Origin of the sequence: Nostoc piscinale CENA21 (genome assembly GCF_001298445.1) — a bacterium.
Taxonomy (GTDB): domain Bacteria; phylum Cyanobacteriota; class Cyanobacteriia; order Cyanobacteriales; family Nostocaceae; genus Nostoc_B; species Nostoc_B piscinale_A.
The window spans coordinates 4,264,719-4,290,019 of the sequence record NZ_CP012036.1 but is presented as its reverse complement, the minus strand read 5'-3'; the positions used below and the strand labels follow the sequence as shown (position 1 = coordinate 4,290,019).

Genomic DNA, 25,301 nt, shown 5'->3' with positions numbered 1-25,301 from the left:
ACTCCGCCCGGACTACTGTTCGGGCGGTTCCTTATGTTTATGAATATATGAATAAAATCCAGGGCTTCTTTGCAAATGTACATCCTTGCTCTTCAAAGCAGATGTTTTTGCTATGGTAGAATTTTCACGAAACTCAGAAATTTAATTGGCAAAGGTTTTTAGGCATGTCAGCAGCCGCAGCAGTTACAGATTCTACTTTTAAGCAAGAAGTACTCGACAGCACGGTACCTGTTTTAGTTGATTTTTGGGCTCCCTGGTGTGGCCCTTGCCGCATGGTAGCTCCTGTCGTCGAAGAAATTGCCGCTCAGTACGATGGTAAACTCAAAGTTGTGAAAGTTAATACTGATGAGAATCCTCAAGTTGCAAGTCAGTATGGCATCCGCAGCATTCCCACATTAATGATTTTTAAAGATGGAGCAAAAGTTGATATGGTTGTAGGTGCTGTACCTAAAAGTACATTAGCTACTACTTTGGAAAAGTATGTTACAGCTTAAACCTCTATCAGGAATAAAATCCTTTTGAGAAGCTCTTTTGCTTTAGTTTTGTGTAAATATTTGTCAATAAGTTTATGAGGCGCTAAAACCTGCGTCTCAGTTAAACTTTCTCAAAAGGTCTTGAATCTGCATATAAATATCTGAGAAACTTAATTTTGCTTCTCAAATATTTAACAGCCAAAATGGGCTAAATTTATATTTCCTCAGACTACCAGTTTGAGGAAAATTTGTTTTTTTAGCTGTGATACTGATTCAAATAATCTATGAGCTATATAAGCTGCTACACAGCTTAAAACCTACGGAAGAGACATTATTATTTATGGATAATATTCAAGATATTTTTAATAAATGGTTTGCTCGATGGCAAATCACCTTACCAGATAAAAATTTACAAGAGCGCCAAAAAGGTTCAATTTTTCAAGCTGGTTGGAGCATAAATTTCATTTTTGGAATTGAAAATAATCTTGAATATCTTGAATTCTACGCTATACACCGCATGACTAATGACAGTCACACTGTCATTTATGAAAATGGAGAAATCAAACACTTAGAATGTTTAAATCCTCCCTTAGAATACAGTTCACCTATTGATGAAAACCAAAGGGAGCATAATAAAAAAAATCGAAAAGTTAAAGAAGAATTAATTGATAAAAGCTTACTTTAACTTTCTCTACTCCCTTGGGCTTTGTTATGACTTGGGTTTGTATGTTGAAGCAACGTGCAGTTCTTTTAATTGCTTCGCATCTACCCCAGAAGGCGCATCTGTTAACAAGCAACGGGCTTGTTGTGTTTTCGGAAAAGCAATCACATCACGGATAGATTCTTCCCCAGCAAGTAACATCACCAAACGATCTAAACCGTAGGCGATACCACCATGTGGCGGTGTACCGTATTCAAAAGCTTCTAAGAGGAAACCAAATTTACTTTGTGCTTCTTCTGGTGACAAGCCAATGGTTTCAAACACCTGTTCTTGAATTTCTCGCTGATAAATTCGCAAACTACCGCCGCCAACTTCAAAGCCGTTAAATACCAAGTCGTAAGCTTGGGCGCGGGCAATTTTTAAGTCGTGCAAATCATCGGGATGGGGTGCGGTAAATGGGTGGTGTAATGCTTCCAAACGTTTTTCGTCAGCATTCCACTCAAACATCGGGAAGTCAACAATCCACAACAAGTTGAGTTTTTCGGGATTGATTAACCCAAATTCTTTAGCAGTAAATTGCCGTAATCTGTCTAAAGTTTTGTTAACAGTAGCAACATCACCAGCCGCAAATAATAACAAGTGTCCCGCTTCTGCACCTGTGCGGCGGAGAAGTTCAGCTTTTTGTTCGGCGGTGAGGTTGTCTTTAATTGCGCCGATGGTGTCAATTTCCCCATCTTCCCTAACTCTGATGTAGGCTAAACCTTTCGCACCGGCTTCACTGGCTTCTTTGAAGATGTCGCCGCCTGGTTTAATGCGGACGTTAGAAATTTTGTCGTTACCGTTGGGAATGGGCAGAATTTTGACGATACCACCGTGGGCGACAGCATCCTTAAAGACTTTAAAACCAGAGTCTTTAAGAATATCGGAAACATCAACTAATTCTAAATCATAGCGAGTGTCTGGTTTATCGCTACCATAACGCGCCATTGCATCAGCGTAGGTTAAGCGCGGGAAAGGATGGGGTAACTCAATACCTTTCACGGTTTTGAAGATATGACAAACCAGCTTTTCGTTGAGTTCAATAATTTCTTCTTGAGACATGAAACTCATTTCCATGTCTAATTGGGTGAACTCTGGCTGTCTATCGGCGCGTAAATCTTCATCCCGGAAGCAACGAGCAATCTGATAGTATCTGTCCATACCGGATACCATCAAAATTTGTTTAAATAGTTGCGGTGATTGGGGTAAAGCAAACCATTCACCAGGGTTGACACGGCTGGGTAGAACATAGTCCCGCGCACCTTCGGGGGTGGAACGAGTCAAGACTGGTGTTTCAACTTCGATAAAATTTTCGCCGTCTTCTAAATAGCGCCGCATAGCTTTGACGACTTGATGACGCAGTTGCATATTTTGCGCCATGCGATCGCGCCGTAAATCCAAATAACGGTATTTTAGTCTTAAGTCTTCCCGTACCGATTCGGTGTCAGCACTAGAAACTTGGAATGGTAGCTGCTTGCGGACTGCATTCAACAATGTAATCTTGTCCGCGTAAATTTCCACTTCACCTGTAGGAATGCGGTTATTCAGTGATTCTTCGGGACGTTGCGTTACTCTGCCGGTGATTTCGACGACGTATTCATTCCGCAAAGCATTGGCTTGCTCGTAGGAATCGGGGGTGCGTTGTGGATCGCTGACAATTTGGACTGTGCCAGAGCGATCGCGTAAATCTAAGAATATCACGCCCCCATGATCGCGGCGACGGTCTACCCATCCGTACAAGGTAACAGTTTCTCCAATGTCTTCTTTTCGGAGTTCGCCGCAATAGTGAGTTCGCATAGTAGTTAATGTGTTCTTCCGGGCTAGATGGGTCAATAAAAGTCAAAGCTTTCCCATTATCTAGCATCAATAGTATCTGATTGAAGAACCGATGGCATAATATCTTAGCAGCAGGCAGGAGGCAGGAAGATCAGCAATTTTTAAGCTTGCCCAACCTCTCAGCACAGTTCAATAGCTTCTTTTATACACTCCATCAGTTCTTCTAAAGATTGAGCTTGGGTATGACATCCAGCCAGACTCGGCACCGAGGCAACAAAATAACCGTCAGAGTCTCGCTCTATAATCACGTTAAATTCTCTGCTCATTTTAAAATTAATGTTTTGATGGAGTAATGTGATTTTAAATGATTCATAAAGTCTATAAGCACAAACATAACTAAATTACTCTGTTTATCTTTTTAGCACCAAATTTAAAATTTCATTGCAAGTTTCCTGTGGAGCCTTATCTTTTGTGTATACAGTAAACTTTGCCAGAAGATAATTTGAGGGATGACTCAGAAAGTGTTCATTAATGTTGGGACTGCCATCAGGTACATATTCGTTGCGATCATTTAAAATTTGCAGCGACTCCTGTAAATCAGGTGATGGTAGCAAAAGAATTACATTAGGTAATGGTTCTAAAACTTTTTGTACTCTTTGAAATAAAGAAGTATCTTCGTAAACAGAATGACCTGCACCAAAATCTATCACACAATTTTTATATTCTGATAATAATCTTTCTACTGCATAAGCTTCAAAAGGTTTCCAATATTGGCAAATACTCCATAAGCCTCCAGTTTCACGTTTCTGTTTTGCTAATTCCTCATCATAGCCAATTTCTTGGTAATATCCCAGTCTTAGTTCATCCATTGAGCATTGAGGAATACCAAGCTGATTTGCTAATAATTCACCAATAGTAGATTTACCAGCACCCATAGGGCCAATCAAGATAATATTTGATACCATATTTTTTTTAATATTAGAAAATTAACCATTGCTGATCTCGGTTACACCAAAAGTTAACAAACTATACTGCTTAAAAAGATATTTCACGCTGACTAAGTACACAATCTTGAAGGTATAAATTAATTAATTCTTGATAAGAAATCCCTTTTTCTTCTGCTTTCTTTTGGAAAAATTCAATTACCTCAATGCCCAAAGGTAAAGTGACTGGTTGATTTAGCTGTTTAGCATAAGGATTAGGACGACTTTTCATATTAGCGAGGTGATATTCTGGTTTCATTCTTTTATCCTCGATACTGTTGACTTTCTTTTTGAGTAGCCTTTCGTGCGGAAATAATTCTGATTATAGATTCTTGTTCTCGGAAACAATGAACAATTAGTAATATTCTCATTTTTGAGCTTCTGCCCAGCAATAAAAATCTGTCTTATGTCTCAGAATGCGCGTCATCCCAGAATTCAATTGCATTATCATCATAAAATACTGATTTTTCTTCTTCAAATGAAACACCGTGCTTTTTTTGATTGATTTTATTTTTTTCGTTATTCCATTCAAATAATAATTGACTCATGTTTATTAAATTATTTAGTTTTGTAGTCAGGTATTTTAAGGTAATGGCAAGACTTGAGCGTTAGAGATAATAAAATTAGCCATAACACACCATTATCAGACGGTGATTACAAATAAATTTAACCAAATATTGAGAAAATTCGGAATATTACGCTGTAAATTTGTATATAATCTCAGTGATAACGCATAGTAACGCAATTATGCCGCCAGACTACTCCGGTCAAAATTTGCGAGGTCGTTCATTTAAAGGTCAAGATTTGACTGGAGCTAATTTTAGCGGTGCAGATATTAGAGGAGCTAATTTTAGCAAGACTATTCTCAAAGGGGCTAATTTTAAAGGTGCAAAAGCTGGACAACCAGTATACTGGGTATTACTTCTAGCAATATTTTCATCATTTCTAGCTATACTCTCAGCATTTACGGCTGGGTTAACTACTGTATTTAATCAAAGCTTACTGAATCCTGATCCTATAGTTCATATTATTACTTCTGTTGTAGTTTTGATAGTTCCATTTATAGTCACAACTACAAAAGGATTTCCACTATCTTTAATATCGATAGCTTTTTCATTAGCAACTTCTACATTATTAGTAATATTTTTAGCTGTGTCTGGTCATGTATATACAGCACTATCTGTTATTTTCACAGCAATAGGAACATTAACAGGAGCTACCACTGTAGCAGCTACTATAGCTGGTGTAAGTACAGTAGCTGGAACTATAATTGCTACAATTGTTAGTATTGCCAGTTTAATTGCATCTTTAGCAGGGACTATATGTGGAATTAGTGTTGTTTTGAAAACAGCCGGAGTAGTAGCAAAAATAGAATTAGCCGCCGACTTAGCAGTTGCAATTATGGTATTAATTGGTGCTATTCAAGGTGTTTATATGGGTTGGCAAGTTCTAGCATTTTCTCCCAAATATTCTTTGATTTATCCAATAGCAATTAACTTTGCTACTATAGGTGGAACTAGCTTTTATAATGCTGATTTGACTAATGCTGATTTTACTGGTGCGACCCTTAAAACTACAGATTTTAGAAAAGCGAATCTAACACATACCTGTTTTTATGAAGTGAAAAACCTGGACTTTGCTAGAGTAGGTGATTCAATATTATTCAACCCAGTTATTCTTAATTTACTCGTGACTGGTAACGGTAGAAGAAAATCTTATACTGGTACTAATCTTAAAGGTGCAAACCTGATATGTGCAGATTTAAAAGAAGCAGATTTAAAAGATGCTGATATTAGTGAAGCAACATTTAAAGGAGCTTGTTTAGAGTGGGCAAATTTAACTTTAACTCAAGCTGTAGGTACTGATTTCACTCAAGCTCAAATGACTGGCGCTTGTGTGGAAGCTTGGAATATTGAAAGTACAACCAAATTAGATAATGTTGATTGTCGCTTTATTTATCTTCTAGAAAATCCTAAGCCTGGAACTGATGATAGAGAACGTCGTCCTAGTAGTGGCGAATTTCAACCAGGAGAATTTACTAAACTATTTAAAGAAGTGGTAAATACTGTTGATTTAATTTTTCGTAACGGCATAGACTGGAAAGCTTTTGTTGCTGCCTTCAAAAAAGTGCAGGTACAAAATGAAAATACAGAATTAGCAATTCAGAGCATTGAAAACAAAGGTGATGGGGTAGTTGTCGTTAAGGTTGCAGCATCGGTTGATGCTGATAAGGAGAAGATTCATAATGATTTTACCCAAAATTATCAATTGGCGCTGCAAGCTGTTGAGGAAAAATATAAAGCTCAATTACAAGCTAAAGATGAACAAATAGTCATTTATCGCCAACAAAGTGCAGATATGAAGGAAATAATTGGCTTGTTAGCAAATAAGCCAATTAATGTTCAAGTTGATAATAAAGTAGAGAATAAAAATATGGCTAATAGCAATGATTCGAGCCGCAAAGTTGAAATTGGCAGTATCGGCGGAGATTTTCATGCTAGTGGGCAAGCATTGAATTTAGGTGAAATTAGTGGTACGGTGACAAATACTATTAATCAGCTGCCACCTTCATCAGAATCAGATAAACCCGGAATTAGAGAGCTATTAGAAGAATTGAAAGCAGCAATTGAGGCGGAAAAAGATTTATCGGAAGAAGATAAGGCGGAAGCTTTAGAACAGGTACAAGCTTTAGCTGAAGCAGGTAAAAATCCTCAAGAGGGGGCAATGCAAAAGGCAGCGAAAACGGCGGTAAAAATTTTAAAAGGAACGATCGCTAGTTTACCCACTACAGCCACACTGGTTGAGGCAGGTAGTAAATTGTTGCCGTTGATTTCTAAATTTTTGGGTTTGGGTTAAAAAAAGGGGCAGGCATTCCGGCCTACCCTATAAGAAATTTATCAATTAACTAAATTAATGATTACGAGGGGCGTTAAAGGCTTCCCAGGCGGCTTTGGCTGCACTTTGGAGACGATCGCCAAAATCAGCAAATTCTTTCCAAAGTAAGTGCCAATTTTTCTCAGCTTCTTCTTGGATCACAGCCCAAGCATTTTCCAGGCGATCGCGTTCAATGAGTTTTTCACCTTCAATGGCTTGGCGGGCTTGGCGCACAGCATTTAAATAAGTTTCGCGGGTAAGAGTTCCGGCTGATTCAGCTTCAGCTTGGGCGCGTCTTTTGAGTGCTTCAATTAAAGCTTTGGTTTCGTTCTTCACTTCATCAGTCTCTCCAGCCATTTCAGCTTCTACCATTTCGTTAGTTTGAGAACTGATTTCTACAACTACAGTAGATTCAATTGATTCAAAATTATTACCAGTCATAGTGACAATCTCCTCTTAATTAAGTTTTCAAAAAGGGACGAATGACTAATATTTTGTAGATAGTTGTTGTTCTAATTTCAGCAATTGTTCAACTCGTGATTCTGTGTCAGGGTGACTAGAGAACAAGTTACCCAAAAACTTGCCAGAGATAGGATTGATAATTAATAACGGTTCAAAAGCTGGATTAGCATCTAAAGGTAATTGTCGTGCTGTTGCTTCTAATCTTTGTAAGGCGCGGGCTAATGCACGGGGATTACCTGTTAATTTGGCAGAACCAGCATCAGCAGAAAATTCTCTTGTGCGGGAAATTCCCAGTTGAATTACTGTTGCGGCTATGGGTGCTAACAATACAGTTAACAATATTCCTAAAGGATTACCGCCTCTATCGTCATCGCGGGAACCACCGCTAAACCACAAACTGTAACTTACCATTTGTGCGAGGAAAGAAATAGCCCCGGCGATCGTTGCGGCTACTGCTTGGGTTAAAGTGTCACGATTGATAATATGCGTTAGTTCGTGGGCAATCACACCTTCTAATTCGTCTTCTGGCAGGATATTTAAAATACCTTCAGTCACAGCCACAGCCGCATGTTCGGGATCGCGTCCTGTGGCAAAGGCGTTAGCAGTTTGACTGGGAACGATGTAAACTCCAGGCATCGGGATATTAGCGCGTGCGGCTAATTTCTCCACCATCCGATATAGTCCTGGTGCTTCTGCTGCACTTACTGGCTGGGCGCGATATGCTGCTAATGCAATCTTATCTGATTGATACCAAGAAATTAAATTAGTTACTGCTGCTAAACCAATACCTATAATTAAGCCGCTAGTGCCACCAATTACCCAGTAACATATAGCAATTAATAAGCCACTGAGCGCACCTAACAAAGCAACTGTTTTAATTTGATTTCCCATATTTATGCTCTCCTATTAATGCTGTATGAATTTTTTTTTAGATTTCTCAATAACAGCATTACTTAAGCCACACATAGATTGTATCCATCTAAACAGGTATTTATCAGGTAGAGATTGCGCCCCCATTCTGTACGGTTATCCCACTCAAATCACCGAATAATGACTTATTTAAAAGGAAGGAAATTTAGGGTTTAGTTAATCAAGCTAGAAGTTTAAATTAACCTCTTAATTAAATAAAAAATAGTAATTAATGCTCAATATAGTTACAGAAGAATTCAGACGTGAGGAGCCAGAATTCAGCTTGGGAATTCTATTCGATTGGCGGATATTTTTTCCCACTGATTGCATTCTGATTCCTGAATTATGACTACTGACTCCTGACTTCTTCTTCAATAATTGTTCTTCTCGACACTGTAGCGAAGATGGTGTCAAAATTTCCCTGAGTTTCCTATCCTGGAGATAGACAGCAAGGAAAGCGGCATGACCAGTCAGAAAAAACCATCACAAACTCTCAAAATTGCTGTAGTTGGAGATATTCACGACCAATGGGAAGTGGATGATGCCATTGCACTCAAGCATTTGGGTGTGGATTTGGTGCTATTTGTGGGAGATTTTGGCAATGAATCAGTGGAAGTGGTGAGGGCGATCGCTTCTATTGATATCCCCAAAGCAGCAGTTATGGGCAACCACGATGCTTGGTACACAGCTACAGAATGGGGACGGAAAAAATGTCCCTACGATCGCACGAAAGAAGACTGGGTGCAAGAACAACTTGATTTACTGGGTACAGCCCATGTCGGTTACAGCCAATTAGATTTTCCCCAATGGAATTTAACGGTTGTTGGCGGTCGTCCTTTTACTTGGGGTGGCCCAGAATGGAGATTTGCTGATATCTGCAAAGAACGTTACGGTGTGACAAATCTCGAAGAATCAGCAGCTAAAATTCTGGCTGCGGTCAAAAGTGCGGCTAGTGACGCAATTATTTTTCTCGGTCACAACGGGCCGAGTGGATTAGGCGATCGCCCCGAAGACCCTTGTGGTAAAGATTGGCATCCCATCGGCGGCGACTTTGGCGATCCCGACTTTGCCGCCGCTATTTCTCAAACTCTCACCATTGGTAAAACCATTCCCCTCGTCACCTTTGGACACATGCACCACAATCTGCGCCATACCAAAAAAGAATTACGTAAATCAGTGTTTAAAAGTCCAGAAGGCACAATTTACTTAAATGCCGCCAGCGTCCCCAGAATTATCGAAAATGAAGGACACAAGCAGCGTAATTTCTCAATTATCCACTTAGAAGCAGGAGTAGTCACAAAAGCGGCTTTAGTTTGGGTAGGCAAAGATTTTCAGGTAATCTCAGAGGAAATTTTATATGCTGCTTCACCCAGTGAATCGTAGACATTCGCTTGGATTAGTGCAACCTGCGTAGATGTAAGATATAGTATTATCTGTCAGCTTTGTTGCTCACCAAAGACCATCAGGTAAGCAGTAGCTAGACAGTTTTACTGGAGAGGTGGCAGAGTGGTCGATTGCGTCCGACTTGAAATCGGATGAACCGAAAGGTTCCGGGAGTTCGAATCTCCCCCTCTCCGTTGTTTGAAGTACTCATCGCCCTGTTGGTTGACAAAGGGCAAGAGTCAGCAATGTAGTAGCCCCAAATGCTGCTATTGTGCGGATGTGATTCCAGAACGTCCAGTCGCTCAGATATTTAGTCCATAAATTTGCGCCCTCGGTGCTATCTGGATTAACGATCGCCAAGGCATCATTGAGAGGTACATTAAAGGCGATCGTTACCCCAACAATGCCAATGAGGTAAAGTAGGCTGCCAAACAGCAAGTAGGCTGCACCGGGTTGATGTAACTTGGAAAATGAAGCGATCGCTAAAACCAAACAAGCCAAAGCTGTGCCGAAAAGTGCCACCATAAACAACGGATTGATTGCTGTGATATTAATTGACTGCATAGCGACAATACCTACTTTTGGTTGGAGTCGAGCCAGTGCATTCATCACAAAAGTCGAAAAAGCAAAAAAAGACTCCCGCCACTAACCCACAGCCCAAGGTAGCGCCAAGTTTGAGTGCAAAAGGCAAGTGGTCAAAACTGATCATCAATCCTCCTACATTTGAATTGATATTCCAGAAAGCAGTACTATAAATGTACTATTACTACCTTGTTCTATTTAACTATTTAAAGTGAAAGCCAGAATTGAAAATCAAGTATTATTTCTCCACCACCCAGATTTGCCAGAGTTTAAAAAAGGCGGTTCGGTGGTGAGAAATTCTTATTTTTGGGCTTTACGTTCAATTGCCGGTCGGGCTTCACGTTATAGTGACTGGGAATATGAATCAGAAGTTTGGTTCGCCCTAAGACGAATGTTGTTATCGTTTGCGGAGTCTGGGTATTTAGGTTACAGAGAAACTTTGCTGGAATTTCCCCTAGAGATGGGAGAAATCCCAGATGTGTTGCGTGATGTTTCCACTTGGGAGTAAGTAGGTCGGTGTAAATAATTATTGTTGGAATAAGACAGGGGGCAGGGAACAGGGGGAGAAAGCGTTTGAGCCATTAATGTAGATTCAAATATCATTCCGATTTTCTTGATTTAAATCAAATGAGTCTCAAAATATTAGAAAGTGTAGATTCTTCAGTAGTTAGAGACTTGAGAGCAGAAATACTGTCAAAGCGTAATCGAGGAAATGTTTTGTTTGAAATTAAACAAATAACTTCTAATGTTTTGCTTGACGAGGCTGAAAATTTAACAGGAATTCTTGATTTATTTGTTAGACAAATAGGCTATGTTGGTATTGGCGATCGCTGGCAAAAAATCACGCAAACAGCAGCCAACAAAATTATAGTATTTGTCCTGACTAAAGATTTAGCCTATTCCTCAAAAATTATGCAGGTAGAAGAGGCAGAAAAAATCTCTCATCAAATATTTGATTTATTTCAACATACCTGTAATTTTTTTTACTAATGCAGAATTTGTTAATAACTATTCTGCTATGAGTGCTTGGAATTCTCTGACACCAGCAACCTTTGACACAGGAGTAATATTTTTAACTGAAACACAGATTGGAATACTCTGGGTAAAAGATGATGATTGATTACTGAAATTAGAGAATAAGTTGCTAACTTAAACTTTAACTTAAGTTTAATCAACATTTAATAAACAACCATGATAATTGATAGCCGCGTTACTAATTGTAATGTGTTTTTGAAAGTTTATAGCGTGTATTTTACATGATGATTTTGTTATCTGGAAAGTAACTAAAATTATCGTCTTTTCTGGTTCGCTATCACCCACTAATTAAATCAATTAAGTATGTCTAAGTTAGCTTTTCCCTTACAGATATCAGCCGGAACATTTATCCTGTTGACCCTTTGTGTAAGTAGTGCCAAGAGTGCCACAATTACGGAAGATTTTGAAATTGGTACAAAAGGCAGTTATGCAGCAGCAAATGTTGTGCTGAGAACAGGTACATGGAATTTTAATGATGCTTTACTGGGGAATCTTAGCACTGATGTCAAAAATGGTACTCAATCTGCCCGTATCCGCAATAGTGGTATTATCTCCATGAGATTTGACTGGACTACAGGTGCAGGTACGATCACTGTCAAACACGCTAAATTTGGTAATGATGGTAATTCTAGCTGGGGCGTTTGGTGTTCAACTAACAGTGGCGCATCATACTCACCAGTGGGTGCAATTGTTAATACCACTTCTACAACCTTGCAAACAGCGACTATTACCGCCAACATTTCTGGTACAGTTCGCTGTGACATTCGCAAAACTGATGGAACTGCAAACAGAACCAATATTGATGACATCGTAATTACTGATTACGGTACTACTTCTTCTTTACCCCCAGGTTCTGTACCTTTCTTTGATAACACCAACAACCTTGTGTCTGGGTTGGCTTATGGTAGTCCAGCTGATGTCACCCCTCCCGCTCCCTCTCTTAATAGCTTTGACACAGCAGTAGTGAATCTTTGTGGCGCTCCAGGTACAGTTGTAAGTCGCACTGGTTTCCAAACATTAATGAATAATAACCCCACTGTATTGGCAAATATTCAGAATTATGTGGGAGGATACCTCAAACCAGGTCGGACTTCAACTGTTGATTTCTTGAACGATTTAACCGATTTGTGGTTTAGTGTCGCAGGTTTTGACCATGTATTCTGCGGTGAACCAGTACAAGGCGGTGCTATTGGTGGATTGCATTTTGTTGGTCGTTATGTACAGTTGCAAAATCAAGGTTTAGCTGGACGACTAAACAATAATACATCTAACGAAGAAGTAGTTCCCAACACAATCTACACTATAGGTGCGATCGTGAGAGTAGGTAGTGGGACTTCTCAATCCACCATCAAAGGTTATCCTTATACTTTGAATGCCGAGGAAATTTTGTCTAAAGCATCTTTAGGTTACAAAAACAACCCCAACACTACCAGCACTAACCAAACCTGTCTTCTCAGTGTTACTGATGAAGGTATAACCTTTAAAGCTGTCTTTGTCAGAAGATCAGGTGGTATTCGGACTTTTTATCCTGATGCTACTCCTAGCGGCGCTAACTGTATTTAGTAATTAAACTGACCAATTTAAACAAAAATCTACAGTTTAGAGGTGTAAGTGGGAAAAGCCCTGACACTTTTACTACTATTCACCTCTTCTCAAAACATAACTTTTTGTATCTGTGCTATTTACTTTTCTCATCATTTTTTCTGGACAAATGGATGATAGTATTTTTGCTAACCACATCAACAATATCCAAGTTGTATTAGTGGTTACAAATGACAGTTGCTCAAGAGGCTATGTCATGTTTCGGTCTGGGAAACTCTAGATTGAGCAAGGTTCTAGAATACCAAACTTTTGTATGTCTACATCTGCAATCACTGTCACGGTAAAATTATTTGCTGCTTATCAAGAAGCCTTTGATCTGTCAGAATTGGTGTTGGAATTTCCTGAAGGTACACCAGTGAAAGCCGTGTGCGATCGCCTGATTGCAGAACGTCCAGAACTCGCTAAATGGCGGGATATCACCCGCTTTGGTATCAATTTGATTTTTGTTGAACCAGAGACATTACTCCAAAATGGGGATGAAGTGGTACTAATTCCGCCTGTGAGTGGCGGGTAAGCTGTTAAGCATATCAGAAAGCACATTGAGGCCGCAGAGGAGCAGGGAGCAGGGAGTAAGGGAGAGGGTTTGCAGCTTTCAGTACCATGAACATGGTGCAATTTAAATGACGATTATAGCGGTTCTCGGTTGGATGAGGTACATTTCAACCCCACCCCCAACCCCTCCCCGCTTGCGGGGAGGGGAGCTTTTGCGTTAGCAAATGCGGGGTGGGGTTCCGACTGTATTACAAGCAAGTAAGAACCGCTATAGCTTAAAACAGATGTCATTCTGAATTGAGAATTTGGGTACTTAATCGCTGATGGGCGTTAAAATGTCCTTTGTCATTCGTCATTTGTTTTCAGTTAATGACCAATGACTCTTGAAGAAGGCAAGAGGCAGAAGGCAGGAGGCAGAAGGTTTTTTTTAGAAGCGGATTCCCTTCCTGAACAATTGCCACTCTCACGCAAGCTCAGTGTGGGTCTTAAACCCTTGAACATCCGGTGACAGCAGGAGTTAGAAATCAGTCTTCCTCCTGCCTCCTGCCCCCTAACTTCTGCCTTCATAGATAAATAATGACCAATGACAATAACTAATAACCGTGGCGCAAGTAATTTTAGAAAACGTTTATAAAAGTTTCCCTCCGCGTAAGGGCGAAAGCAGTGCAACCCCAGAACGTGCGGAGAATATTAATGTTTTGCGGCGAATTAACCTGACAATAGCCGATGGTGAATTTATGGTGCTGGTGGGGCCTTCTGGCTGTGGTAAAAGCACTCTGCTGCGGTTAATTGCTGGCTTAGAAACTCTGACTGGTGGCAATATTTTAGTAGGCGATCGCTTGGTGAATGATTTACCACCCAAAGAACGAGACATTGCAATGGTGTTTCAAAATTATGCTCTCTATCCCCACATGACGGTGTATGACAACATTGCTTTTGGGTTACGCCGCAGAGAATTGGGGAGTGGGGTAAATGAACGCTCCCAACTTCCTAACTGGGCGGAAAATCTTTTGTTTGGAGGAACAAGGAAATTACCGAAAGGATTGCGTTATGTCTCCGCAAAAGAAAGATTAATTGAGACGCAGGTGCGGTCTGTGGCGCAATTATTACAAATTGAAATGCTGCTGAATCGCTTACCCAAACAACTGTCAGGGGGACAAAGACAACGGGTAGCATTAGGAAGAGCGATCGCGCGTAATCCCCAAGTATTTTTAATGGATGAACCATTATCTAATTTAGATGCCAAATTAAGGGCAGAAACTCGCGCTCAAATTGTGAAATTGCAGCGACAATTAGGCACAACCACAATTTACGTTACCCACGACCAAACAGAAGCAATGACAATGGGCGATCGCATCGCCATCATGAATCAAGGTCAAATTCAACAACTGGCTTCCCCATTAGAACTATATAATCGTCCTGCTAACCGTTTTGTCGCCGAATTTATTGGTTCACCACCAATGAATTTCATCCCTGTAGAATTTTCTGCACCATTATTAATTACCCATCCGCTATTTCGGCTTACACTTCCCGAAAGTTGGGGATCAGCCCTGCAAAAATATGACAAACAAACATTAATTTTAGGCATTCGTCCCGAACACTTAAGCTTGAGTTTACCTGCTACTAAAAATCTACCAGTCAAAGTAGACTTGGTAGAAAACTTGGGCAATGATGCTTTTTTGAGTGTCAGACTAACCGAACCAGAATCTCCAATAAACGCTAATGCGCCTTACTTACAAGTCCGAGTTCCTACAGACCGACAGCTAAAAGTTGGCGAACAATTATGGTTATCAATAAATCCCGAAAAAATTCACTTTTTCGACCCAGAAACAGAATTAGCCATATTCCCTACAAATGATTTTTAACGATAATTCAGCCGTTATATATTAATCTGTGAAAATCGCGTTTGCTTAGATCCCCGACTTCTTCAAGAAGTCGGGGATATTAAACTCGAAACAAGAGACACCTTTAACTGATGAAACTTTCTAGAAAGTAAAGGTGGTTCTCAAAGTACCGATGATTGCATCATCAGCATTAGCAGTTTGACCAGGATTGGTTAACCAAATTACACCAGGGGTAATAGAAATGTTGTCGCTGACGCGGTATTTATAAAAGCCTTCGATGTGGAAAGGATTGCTGTTAGTGTTACTACCAAGATAGGGTTGAGCGCCGCCAAAAATACCTAAAACGTTGCCTTTTTTACCGAAATCAGGCAAAGCTACACCTAGTCCATAACTCCAAACTTCATCATCATCATTAGCGCCAAAGCCTCTAACTTGGCTATAGAGGGCAAAACCACTAATGGATAGTTTATCACTGGGTTTGAAAGCTGCTTCAAAACCATAGGAGTTACTGACGTAGGCATTACCACTATCGACAAAGTTAGCTTGTCGAGTACCAACAACACCAGTGGTTACTGAGCCAAAATCGAATAAGGCGCTACCTGCACCATGATAGCCGTTAACGTAGGTGGCAGCTAAGGTGAGGCGATCGCCAACATTCAAGTTTAATTGGGCTAAGGCTGCATAGTTCCCAGCAAATAAACCGGAACCAGAATTGGGGTTATTTCCTTCAGAAGCCAAGTAACCTAAAGTTAATGAAGGTTTAAAAGTACCGCCGCCACCAAAGGCTAAGTTTAGCGCCGCACCAGCACCGCCGCCGATACGATAAATTGGACTTTCGCCAGCAAAGGTAGATAACGCACCATTACCACCGTCAAAATCTTCAAAGTAGGGGTTGACGGTAGGAACATAATCGCTATGAATACCGCCAGTAGCTGCAACATAAACTTGCGAGTTACCGACAGGGAAGTAATATGCTAACCAATCGATAAACGCACTATTGCCACTACCAAGGAAAATGTTAAATGTTTGCGTTCCCTCAAAAGTGTCGTTTGCTAAAGGTAAAACACTGGCGTTACCAGTTGCAATCCGAGTATGCAGGATATCTTTACCTGTGAAACTGGTTTGGAAGTCAAGACGCACCCTGTCTTGAAAAACAGTGTTGTTGTTGTCGTTGTCGCCAAAGCTATCAGTGACAGCAAAAACAGCTTCACCAACGAGTTTTGTAGTAGTGGAAAATTGATTGGCTTCTAACTCTGCGGTGCGTGCTTCTAGTGCGTCTACTCTACCGCGTAAGGTTGCCAGTTCTGCGGAAAATTCTTCTTGCAAACGCTGGAGTGTGGCTAAGTCTTCTTTGGTTACTAAGTCGGCGGTTGCTGTAGCAATTAGTTCATTAACTCTGTCTAAACAAGCGTTTAAACCTGCGGCAAATTCATAACGTGTCAAAGCACGATTACCGCGATAAGTACCGTTAGGATAACCTGCAATACATCCGTAGCGTTCAACTAAAGATTGCAATGCTTGGAATGCCCAATCTGTGGGCTGTACATCGGAAAATTGCGAAACAGATGTGACTTGAGATAAGGAAGTTTGGTTTTTACCTTCTTGGCTGTATTGGTTGACTTGTTCTAAAACTGGACTGGCTTCAGTTGTGGCTTGAGAAATCAACTGCTGTTGAGGTGTGGGCGAGTTGGTTTCAATTTCAGCCGCTACTACTTTGGATGAACATACAATAGCTACACCTAAACAGACTGGAGATAACACCAGTGTTTTCCACAATAAATGAGACATGTTCGTTTTTCCTCACACTGTTTTGTTAGAATGACGCGATCGCGGTCTTCTAAATGTATTCCATAATACTTTATTTTCTCTTTTGCTGATTTAGCCGCTATTGTGCCAAAACTTCTCTATTTTTTTATATTTCTCAGTGTAAACTCTTGATTTAGCTGTTTTATCTCAATTATCTCGGCATCAAAAGTATCTTGATTTTTTCAGTAAAAATTAAATTGTTAATTTTTATACATTGTGTATTGAGGCAAGGTCTACCGTTAGGCGATCGCAGATAGACCAGAGAAGACATAATAAACTTAACCGCCGAGGAGATGCGATATTTATGACTCAAATCAAATCTCAACTGACACTGCAAGAATTTTTCGCCCTACCAGAAGGCGATATTACCTACGAATTAGTGAATGGAGAGGCAAAACCTAAATTAGTACCAAAAAGATTTCACTCACGTTTAACTTCAGCTTTAATTCAACTTTTAACGCCGTGGGCAAAAAATCATGGTGAAGTTGGTATTGAATGGGCAGTGACGCTAAAACGCAAAGGTCGAGACTGGGTTCCTGTACCAGATTTACTTTATGTTTCTTACTCTCGTCTAGATACTGATTTTGTTGAAGATGAACCCTGTCCCATTCCCCCAGATTTAGCAATTGAAATTATCTCGCCTGATCAAACTTTTGGTGAAATGAGTGCTAAAGCGACCGACTATCTAGAAGCAGGTGTTTTGAGAGTTTGGGTTGTGGATGCCAAAGCTAAAACAATTACTGTGTTTTATCCTGATGCACACCCACAAACAAAAACTGGTGAAGATAGTATAGAAGATTCTTTATTAGAAGGACTGCAAATTACACCCGCACAAATTTTTCACCAAGCAGGAATACCATAAATAGCTTGCATCCAATTTTAAGAATGTAGTGTAAAATACTAATTCCATAATTGAGCGATCAACTTTAGGCGATCGCATTTTGCTTTTGTATAGTAATTCTAAATGATTTATTAACATATCTCTACCTTGTCTCCTGTGTTTACCTTGTTCCCTTGTCTCTTTTGTTAATATCTAAAATAGTAAAGCTTTTGGTGCGTTACTACACATACTAAAAAATTATTCCTAATTTAACTTCAATATTATGAATAATGTGGTTTTAACTACGCTCTGCGATGGGATAGATCAGATAAACTTTCAAAGTGAATGTCATTAAATACTGACTTTCATAACTTTACAAAACAGGATAAGCTAAATATGAGTAGAGATGTAGTCAAAGTCATCTTATGGGAAGAAAGGCAAAAAGATTATCTTAAAAAGTTGTATGATTTACAATTCATTCCCCGAATTGGAGAGGAAATTTACATTAACAGGGAAAATTGGAAGGTAATGAGAATTGAACATGATGTAGAAGTTAGTGAAATTAATATCTATATAGAAATAGTCAAAAAATCCAAACCAGAAAAAGAAAAATCACCATCAAATTCATAAATATGTAGTAAATAAGGATTCTTCAGTTCATTTTATGTAACTTTTATTTGACTTCGTCGCCCAAAACTTACCATATTTTGGGCGGTTCCTAGGGGCTAGGTGCAAGATATGTGCATATATTCCCACCTTCCCAAACTACTTAACCTCAAACCCCCGCAAGCCTTCTGGTTGTTCATACTCAGTTACCACCCCTTGCACCACAGCCGCAGGTGGCCCAGAATAACACCAGCGAATCATTTCCTCAACAACCTCCCGCGTCCCTTCAAATACCGCTTCTACCCTACTATCAGGAAGATTTCGTACCCAACCAGTTAAACCCAACTGACTGGCGGTATCAACTGTTGCATAACGATAGCCCACTCCTTGAACTCGGCCAGAAATTAAGACATGGGCGCGAATGATTTTTGGTACTTGTGTGGAATCTTGCATAAACTGGTCAATTCTTTACGCTTTCCAGTCTACCTGTTATGTGAATACAGAACAAAATTTTAATTACACACTCAAGTTTTTGCCGATAACTGTTTTATTAAAAAAATATCATTTACTATTCTACCAGAGGACAAATTTATCTACGTTCATCTGCGTTCATTTTCTGCAATGGCGATTAAATTTATCTAGCTCCTTTACCAGCGTAGGAATAGCTATAACCGCTTTAAGAATAAGTAAAAATAATGATAAATTATTGTTTGTAAGCTATGACGCATTTAACTTGCACATTATTAATTGAGAGAAAAACATCAATTTCTCTCCTCTGCCCCCCTGCGGTCTACACTACAAATTAGGTGATAAATAGCTTACCTTGCCATAATCCATAGACTGCTGCATCCCTAATTACAAACTACCATCTATCAATTTGTTAATTTTAAAATTTGAATTCTGCTTTGCTTATGTCTAATTTACCACCTTTGAATCCTGATACAATTTGGGGAATCCTCAAGGATCAAATTGATGATACAACAGTCAATCAATTAGTTTGGTACTACTTGGGATATCGCTATAATTCCACAACTGATAAATGGGAAAACAACGAAGTTTTACCAGAATGGCGAGATGAATACCCAGAACCACCAAACTTTCTTGCAAGTCGTCCCGCAACTATGAAATTAACACGCTCTATCCCCACAGAATATAAGCAAAGCCTTAAAGAAAAGCTGGGTTTTAAAGGCTACAAAATTGGGGAATTTACACCCAGAGAAACACGCAGAGCTACAGCCGCCAATTGGTTATTAAGTTATTGGCGACAACAAAATCCTGAATTATAGTTATTCAGAAATTTTTATATACCAATTCTCAATTATTTATGAATTACAAGATACCCGAATTCTTTAAGAAGTTGGGTATCTAATTTACTCAATTTTTGCAATTAATATATGAAAAATCTCAGTATTTGTAGGGTGTGTTAAGCATAAGACGTAACCCAACAAAAGCTTTGGAGCAGATTTGTTATGAATCGCGTTAACACATCTTAAGTGTATTTAACAAATCAAGTCTAAATATCATATATACAGAACTAATTTTACATATTTAATAAAATCTATCGAATGAGTGATGGTAGATAACTGATAATTTCCGAATATTCAGCATTAATTGGAATTAAACTCTAAAAAACACCCATTTAGATATTAACTAGTCTCTCTAGGGATAGAGGAAGTGATTATTTAATTATTTCCGTAGACCGATTTGCAAATTGATTAATTATCACGAAAATACTGATATTCGCTTTATATACTTGAAAAATTTTTATGGCTAATCCCATTGAATTTAGTTTATTTGCCCCATATAACGAAGGCGCGGCATTAATAGGTTCTTTTTCTGATTGGCAAGAAATTCCAATGGAAAAAAGTGAAGATGGTTATTTTCGTACAACGGTAAAATTAGAAGATGGTGTTTATAAATATAAATTCCGTGTTCAGTCAAAATCGTGGTTTTTTGAAGCAGATCAGTGGGTAGATGTTACAGACCCTTATGCAACCGATATTGATGAAATTGGTGGTCAAGATAATGGTGTAGTTCGCATTAAAGATGGACAAAGAATTGTTGATACTTATGTCTGGCATCATGATGATAAATCTTTACCATCAGACCATGAATTAGTGATTTATGAATTACACGTTGGTGATTTTTCTGGTGGTGAAGATGACCCTTATGCAAGAGGAAAATACAAACACGTTATTGAAAAGTTAGATTATTTGTGTGATTTAGGCATTAACGCTATTGAACTACTACCAGTGAAAGAATATCCCGGTGATTATAGTTGGGGTTATAACCCAAGATATTTTTTTGCAACAGAATCTAGTTATGGTTCTACAGATGAATTAAAGCAACTAATTGATGAATGCCATAGTCGGGGTATTCGGGTGATTATGGATGGGATTTATAATCACTCAGAATCTTCTAGCCCTTTAACACAAATAGACCATGATTATTGGTATCATCATGCGCCACGTGACCCTGATAATAGCTGGGGGCCAGAATTTAATTATGAACTTTATGATGAAAATTTAGAGACTTATCCCGCCCGTAAATTTATTGGCGATACAGTTCGTTTTTGGATTGAAGAATATCATATAGATGGCATTCGCTACGATGCGGCTAGACAAATAGCCAATTATGATTTCATGCACTGGATAGTTCAAGAAGCGAAAAAAAACTGCTGGTGCAAAACCTTTTTACAATATTGCCGAACACATACCAGAAACAACCAGTATTACAAATGTTGATGGCCCGATGGATGGTTGTTGGCATGATAGCTTTATGCACACAGTGACGGCACATATTTGCGGTGACAGGTTTGAGTTAGAAAACCTCAAAGATGTGATTGATCCGAAACGCCAAGGCTTCATGGGTGCGACTAATGTGGTTAATTATCTCACCAATCATGACCATAATCGGGTCATGGTGGAGTTAGGTAATCGGAATATTTTCGACGAAGAAGCTTTTAGACGCATCAAATTAGGTGTAGCTATTTTGATGACGGCTGTGGGTGTACCTTTGGTATGGATGGGTCAAGAGTTTGGCGAGTATAAACCTAAAACCCAAGAATCATCGAAAATTGACTGGACACTACTAGGTAATGACTTAAATAGTAGTTTATTTAATTACTACAAAGGCTTGATTAATCTACGCAAAAATAACCACGCTTTGTATACTGAAAATATTGATTTTATCCACGAAAATGCTGAGGCTAAAGTGTTGGCTTATAGTCGGTGGAATGATGAAGGTTCCCGTGTAGTTGTGGTAGCAAATTTTTCCGAAAACTTTTTAGGTGGCTATCACGTTCCTAACTTCCCTTGTAGCGGTAATTGGCACGAGTGGACAGGAAATTATGATGTGGAAGCTGGCGATGATGGAATTATTACTGATCTTGGCCCTTATGAGGCAAAGGTATTTGTCTGGCAATAACAAGATTCTCTGACATTGAGTTAGGTATATCATAACGAAGTTAAGGGGGCGATATTTGCCCCTTTTTTATTAATGGTTAGACAATGTGCGATCGCCCCAATTCTCCCAGTAACCAATTACAGCTAAACTATCAATAGACTCAAGAATAAAGTCTATTTAAATAAAAATCAATGATTCGATTGTTGTGCTTTTGACCTAAAATGTGTATATTACTTTTCACTCCAGCAACGAGATCACTAAAATCTCTAGATCGGCTCCATGCACAACAAATTATCTAATACTAACATTAAAAGTTCCCATATCTTGTTAACGCCTCACGACGTTAAGACAAGATTGCCAATTACAAAATCCGCAGAACATACAGTATTAAAATATAGACAAGAACTAGAACATATTTTAGATTTTCAAGATAGTAGAAAATTTATTGTAGTTGGGCCATGTTCTATTCATGATACCAAAGCAGCGATAGAGTATGCTGAAAAATTGCAAGTTTTAGCCGAGAAAGTGAAAGATAAACTCTTATTAATTATGAGAGTTTACTTTGAAAAGCCGCGAACAACAGTAGGCTGGAAAGGTTTGATTAATGACCCTGATATGGATGATTCTTTTCATGTAGAAAAAGGTTTATTAACAGCCAGAAGTTTACTATTAAAAATTACGGAACTAGAATTACCCGCCGGTACTGAAGCCTTAGATCCAATCATTCCTCAATATATTAGTGAATTAATTACATGGTCTGCCATTGGTGCGAGAACCACAGAATCACAAACACACCGAGAAATGTCTAGCGGACTTTCTATGCCTGTAGGTTTTAAAAATGGCACAGATGGTAATATTCAAGTTGCTTTAAATGCGCTGCACTCAGCTAAAAGTCCCCATAACTTTTTAGGGATTAATAACAAAGGACAAGTCAGCGTTTTTCAAACTAGGGGAAATCCTTACGGTCATGTGATTTTAAGGGGTGGAAATCAGCCCAACTATGATGCTGCTAATGTCAAATTAGTAGAACAAAAATTAAAAGATTCTAATTTACCACCGAGAATTGTAATTGATTGTAGTCATGGCAATACAAATAAAGACTACAGATTGCAGTCTAAGGTATTTGAAGATGTGATTCAGCAAATAGTCGATGGTAATACATCCATAGTTGGCATGATGCTGGAATCACATTTGTATGAAGGCAATCAACCATTAAATTGCAAACCAGAAGAATTAAAATATGGTGTTTCTGTCACCGATAAATGTATTGGTTGGGAAGAAACAGAAAGAATTATTTTGGCAGCACACACTAGATTGAGGTAGTAGGCTGTCATATATTTAAATTGCACAACCAGAGTGGGCATCTTGCCCGTCCTGGTTATGCAAAACTCAAGACGGTTTCAACTTACAAAATGGTGCTAATTTCTTTCAAGTAAACTCTTGTAAATGGTTCATCTTCTCCTAAGGTGTAGTCTTCAATTAATCCCTTACGTTTAATCGAAACATTATTACCTTTTTTAATTACCACTGTGGAACCATCAACCAAATCACGTACTAACATCATTTCCGTTTCAGTGGGGTTATCTAAGATCACAAGGTTGCTGCCGTGATAAAACATCCCCTCTGTACCTAAAGTTTCCGAGTCATATTCTGCAATTAACAAATCAAGTTTGGGATTCCGCAATAAACTTTGGATATTGCTGTTGTAATCTGGACGCAGAACTTTTTGGGAGCGATTTATCAAAACAGCTTCCCGGCACACAGCACCTATTATCCATTCAGGATGTTGTGACAAAATATGGTCTATTGTGGTTTGTAGTTCTTGAACTGAGATTTTGTTCAAGGTAATAGTAGGAATTCTGGCATCAATTCCCGATGCAAAAAAAAGTTTCGAGGATGCGAGAAGGAACATCAACACTGTCACCTACGGCTGGATTAAGGTGCATCAAAATACCGGGTGCAGCATTAATTTCTAAGATGGCAAAGTTACCTTTTTTCCAAGATTCTCCTAAGTCTTCGGTAATGACATCAATACCGAGACAAGTTAAGCGGAAATGTTGGGCAATATCTTGCGCCAAGATAATATTATCATCATGAATTGTTTGGGTAGCATTGATACTCATACCACCAGCAGAAAGATTGGCTACTTTCCGCAGATAGACTGTTCTACCTTTTTCGAGGACACTTTTTAAAGACAAACGCTGTTCTTCCAAATATAGTTCCATCGCCTCATCAATTTGAATTTTGCTCATTGCTGAGGTTGGTGAGTCTAAACGTTCTGGTTTGCGATTTTCTTGACGAATTAATTCGTTAATGGTGGAGTAACCATCACCTGTGACGGATGCGGGACGGCGTTCTGTGGCTGCGACAAATTTACCGTTAACACACAGCAAGCGAAAATCTTTCCCAGCAATGCTTTTCTCGACAATTATCCGTGTAGGCTGATTTTCTGGAATAGCGGCGAAGGCGCGATCGTAAGCTGATTCTAACTCGTAGGAGTCTTGTACTGCTGCGGTGACACCAATTCCTTTGTGACCAACTACAGGTTTGACGGCGACGGGGTAGCCAATTTCTCTAGCTACTATCAAAGCTTCTTTTTCACTAGCGACGATTTCACCTTGGGGAACTGGGAAGCCTAAGTTACCTAAGAAGTCTTTGCAGTCGTCTTTGCGGGTGGTGAAGTCGGAATCTATATGGCTATCACAGTCAAAGGTTGTGGCGACACCCCGGACTTGGTTTTTTCCCCAGCCGTATTGCATTAATCCTTCATCCCAAAGATAAAAGGCGGGAATACCTTTTTCGTCGGCGGTGCGTAATAAGGAGTAAACGGTGGGGCCACCATAAACAGACTCACGGAATCTACGTTGTAAATTTACTAGCTGCTCGTCAAAAAGAAAATCTTCGTCTTGGCTGATGGCTTCAAACCAATCCCAAACACAATAAATTACGGCTCTAGTTGTGCGCGGATGCAGTGATTGAATGCTAATGCGGGTAAATTTTTCCTCTGGTTTAACGTTGAAGTGGCTCAGGTGCAAATCCATTTCCAGCTTTCCCACTTCGGAAGAGGTGCGAGCAAACAAATGAGCATAAGATTCATAAGTTTGATTGCCTAGAAGGGGGTAGCGATCGCTAATTTTTTTAACATAGTCTTCAATAGGCAAAGGTTCTCTATACCCAGTCAGTGCAAAATCAAACACTAGTGCGCCTCTATCTAGATGAGGGTTTGGCCCGGCATAATGCTGAAAATTGAAAACATCAAACACATCTGTTCTTCTGGCATTCACACGGACTACATTGGTGCTTTTTTCTTGAATCATTAATTCTCAACCTTTGCTAAACACCCTGAAATTTCAACTTTAATTTGTGGTTGCTTAGACTCAATCAATTATTGTAAATTGATTCAAATTAGCTTGAGTAAGCTGTAAATTTATTCTTAACTTTGTTAATTTCACCCTAAATCGATTTATTAGGTATTTTTAACTATCTCAGGGCATAAATAACTTTCTGTGGGTGTGACTCAAATCAATAGGATTCTACACGCAATTGGCC

General features: G+C 39.2%; 21 protein-coding genes, 1 tRNA gene and 4 pseudogenes. 15 read left to right on the top strand and 11 right to left on the bottom strand.

The annotated features are described in order from the left end of the window. Positions 1–143: 143 nt before the first annotated feature. Both trxA and ACX27_RS18640 read left to right on the top strand, forming a co-directional pair. Positions 144–494: pseudogene (gene trxA, locus ACX27_RS18645) on the top strand (thioredoxin); the annotation flags it as partial. A 319-nt stretch (positions 495–813) separates the two neighbouring features. Continuing rightward, a complete protein-coding gene (locus ACX27_RS18640; protein ID WP_062294915.1) occupies positions 814–1,158 on the top strand; it encodes a hypothetical protein in 345 nt (114 codons plus the stop codon). A gap of 24 nt (positions 1,159–1,182) precedes the next feature. Here the strand turns inward: ACX27_RS18640 and aspS are convergent, their stop codons facing one another. The 5 genes and pseudogenes from aspS to ACX27_RS34000 all read right to left on the bottom strand — a co-directional run bounded on the left by aspS (position 1,183) and on the right by ACX27_RS34000 (position 4,480). Continuing rightward, positions 1,183–2,970: an aspartate--tRNA ligase gene (gene aspS / locus ACX27_RS18635; RefSeq protein ID WP_062294914.1), complete on the bottom strand. Its 1,788-nt coding sequence runs from the start codon at positions 2,968–2,970 to the stop codon at positions 1,183–1,185. A 158-nt stretch (positions 2,971–3,128) separates the two neighbouring features. Further along, positions 3,129–3,275 (bottom strand): type II toxin-antitoxin system HicB family antitoxin, encoded by a 147-nt coding sequence (locus ACX27_RS31025; protein ID WP_083468773.1) that lies wholly within the window; start codon positions 3,273–3,275, stop codon positions 3,129–3,131. An 84-nt stretch (positions 3,276–3,359) separates the two neighbouring features. Further along, positions 3,360–3,914: a shikimate kinase gene (locus ACX27_RS18630; protein ID WP_062294913.1), complete on the bottom strand. Its 555-nt coding sequence runs from the start codon at positions 3,912–3,914 to the stop codon at positions 3,360–3,362. Between the two features lie 70 nt (positions 3,915–3,984). Next, positions 3,985–4,191, bottom strand: coding sequence for an antitoxin (locus ACX27_RS18625; protein ID WP_062294912.1), 207 nt, complete (start codon positions 4,189–4,191; stop codon positions 3,985–3,987). A gap of 4 nt (positions 4,192–4,195) precedes the next feature. Next, positions 4,196–4,480: pseudogene (locus ACX27_RS34000) on the bottom strand (BrnT family toxin). A gap of 199 nt (positions 4,481–4,679) precedes the next feature. On the opposite strand from ACX27_RS34000, the gene ACX27_RS18615 reads away from it, so the two are divergent. After that, positions 4,680–6,788 carry a pentapeptide repeat-containing protein gene (locus tag ACX27_RS18615; RefSeq protein WP_062294911.1) on the top strand — a complete coding sequence of 703 codons (2,109 nt, stop codon included), beginning with the start codon at positions 4,680–4,682 and terminating at the stop codon, positions 6,786–6,788. Between the two features lie 54 nt (positions 6,789–6,842). On the opposite strand, the gene ACX27_RS18610 is transcribed toward ACX27_RS18615, so the two are convergent. After that, positions 6,843–7,247, bottom strand: a complete 405-nt coding sequence (locus tag ACX27_RS18610) for a hypothetical protein (RefSeq protein ID WP_062294910.1) — start codon at positions 7,245–7,247, stop codon at positions 6,843–6,845. A 45-nt stretch (positions 7,248–7,292) separates the two neighbouring features. Continuing rightward, entirely contained in the window at positions 7,293–8,159 is an 867-nt protein-coding gene (locus ACX27_RS18605; protein ID WP_062294909.1) for a zinc metalloprotease HtpX, read from the bottom strand. Positions 8,160–8,639: 480 nt separating this feature from the next. Between ACX27_RS18605 and ACX27_RS18600 the strand changes: the two genes are divergently transcribed. Further along, the gene (locus ACX27_RS18600) at positions 8,640–9,560 is read left to right on the top strand and encodes a TIGR04168 family protein (RefSeq protein ID WP_062294908.1); all 921 of its coding nucleotides are present in this window, start codon (positions 8,640–8,642) and stop codon (positions 9,558–9,560) included. Between the two features lie 109 nt (positions 9,561–9,669). After that, a tRNA-Ser gene (locus ACX27_RS18595) sits at positions 9,670–9,754 on the top strand. A gap of 13 nt (positions 9,755–9,767) precedes the next feature. Here ACX27_RS18595 and ACX27_RS18590 read toward each other — a convergent pair. Continuing rightward, a complete protein-coding gene (locus ACX27_RS18590; protein WP_235526257.1) occupies positions 9,768–10,169 on the bottom strand; it encodes an anthrone oxygenase family protein in 402 nt (133 codons plus the stop codon). 184 nt (positions 10,170–10,353) lie between these two features. Between ACX27_RS18590 and ACX27_RS18585 the strand changes: the two genes are divergently transcribed. The 5 genes from ACX27_RS18585 (at position 10,354) to ACX27_RS18565 (ending at position 15,136) form a co-directional block, all read left to right on the top strand. Continuing rightward, the gene (locus ACX27_RS18585; protein WP_062294907.1) at positions 10,354–10,650 is read left to right on the top strand and encodes a hypothetical protein; all 297 of its coding nucleotides are present in this window, start codon (positions 10,354–10,356) and stop codon (positions 10,648–10,650) included. Positions 10,651–10,769: 119 nt separating this feature from the next. Continuing rightward, positions 10,770–11,132 (top strand): hypothetical protein, encoded by a 363-nt coding sequence (locus tag ACX27_RS18580; RefSeq protein WP_062294906.1) that lies wholly within the window; start codon positions 10,770–10,772, stop codon positions 11,130–11,132. Positions 11,133–11,480: 348 nt separating this feature from the next. Then, positions 11,481–12,740, top strand: a complete 1,260-nt coding sequence (locus ACX27_RS18575) for an EndoU domain-containing protein (RefSeq protein ID WP_062294905.1) — start codon at positions 11,481–11,483, stop codon at positions 12,738–12,740. Positions 12,741–13,032: 292 nt separating this feature from the next. Then, positions 13,033–13,293, top strand: a complete 261-nt coding sequence (locus ACX27_RS18570) for a MoaD/ThiS family protein (protein WP_062294904.1) — start codon at positions 13,033–13,035, stop codon at positions 13,291–13,293. A 580-nt stretch (positions 13,294–13,873) separates the two neighbouring features. After that, the gene (locus tag ACX27_RS18565; RefSeq protein WP_062294903.1) at positions 13,874–15,136 is read left to right on the top strand and encodes an ABC transporter ATP-binding protein; all 1,263 of its coding nucleotides are present in this window, start codon (positions 13,874–13,876) and stop codon (positions 15,134–15,136) included. 120 nt (positions 15,137–15,256) lie between these two features. Here ACX27_RS18565 and ACX27_RS18560 read toward each other — a convergent pair whose 3' ends face one another. Next, a complete protein-coding gene (locus ACX27_RS18560; protein WP_062294902.1) occupies positions 15,257–16,903 on the bottom strand; it encodes an iron uptake porin in 1,647 nt (548 codons plus the stop codon). A gap of 322 nt (positions 16,904–17,225) precedes the next feature. On the opposite strand from ACX27_RS18560, the gene ACX27_RS18555 reads away from it, so the two are divergent. Next, positions 17,226–17,783: a Uma2 family endonuclease gene (locus tag ACX27_RS18555; protein WP_062294901.1), complete on the top strand. Its 558-nt coding sequence runs from the start codon at positions 17,226–17,228 to the stop codon at positions 17,781–17,783. A gap of 354 nt (positions 17,784–18,137) precedes the next feature. Continuing rightward, the gene (locus ACX27_RS18550) at positions 18,138–18,371 is read left to right on the top strand and encodes a hypothetical protein (protein ID WP_062298422.1); all 234 of its coding nucleotides are present in this window, start codon (positions 18,138–18,140) and stop codon (positions 18,369–18,371) included. 135 nt (positions 18,372–18,506) lie between these two features. Here the strand turns inward: ACX27_RS18550 and ACX27_RS18545 are convergent, their stop codons facing one another. Next, on the bottom strand, positions 18,507–18,800 hold the full coding sequence (locus tag ACX27_RS18545) for an acylphosphatase (protein WP_062294900.1): 294 nt from the start codon (positions 18,798–18,800) through the stop codon (positions 18,507–18,509). Positions 18,801–19,258: 458 nt separating this feature from the next. Here ACX27_RS18545 and ACX27_RS18540 point away from each other — a divergent pair, with 458 nt between their 5' ends. The 3 genes and pseudogenes from ACX27_RS18540 (at position 19,259) to ACX27_RS18530 (ending at position 23,075) form a co-directional block, all read left to right on the top strand. Further along, positions 19,259–19,633, top strand: coding sequence for a DUF1823 family protein (locus ACX27_RS18540; protein WP_062294899.1), 375 nt, complete (start codon positions 19,259–19,261; stop codon positions 19,631–19,633). Between the two features lie 480 nt (positions 19,634–20,113). Continuing rightward, positions 20,114–21,773: pseudogene (locus ACX27_RS18535) on the top strand (alpha-amylase family glycosyl hydrolase). Positions 21,774–22,031: 258 nt separating this feature from the next. Next, complete coding sequence (locus ACX27_RS18530) at positions 22,032–23,075, top strand: 3-deoxy-7-phosphoheptulonate synthase (protein WP_062294898.1); 1,044 nt, start codon at positions 22,032–22,034, stop codon at positions 23,073–23,075. 82 nt (positions 23,076–23,157) lie between these two features. Here ACX27_RS18530 and ACX27_RS18525 read toward each other — a convergent pair. Then, a pseudogene (locus ACX27_RS18525) lies at positions 23,158–25,069 on the bottom strand (ATP-binding protein). Between the last annotated feature and the right edge of the window lie 232 nt (positions 25,070–25,301).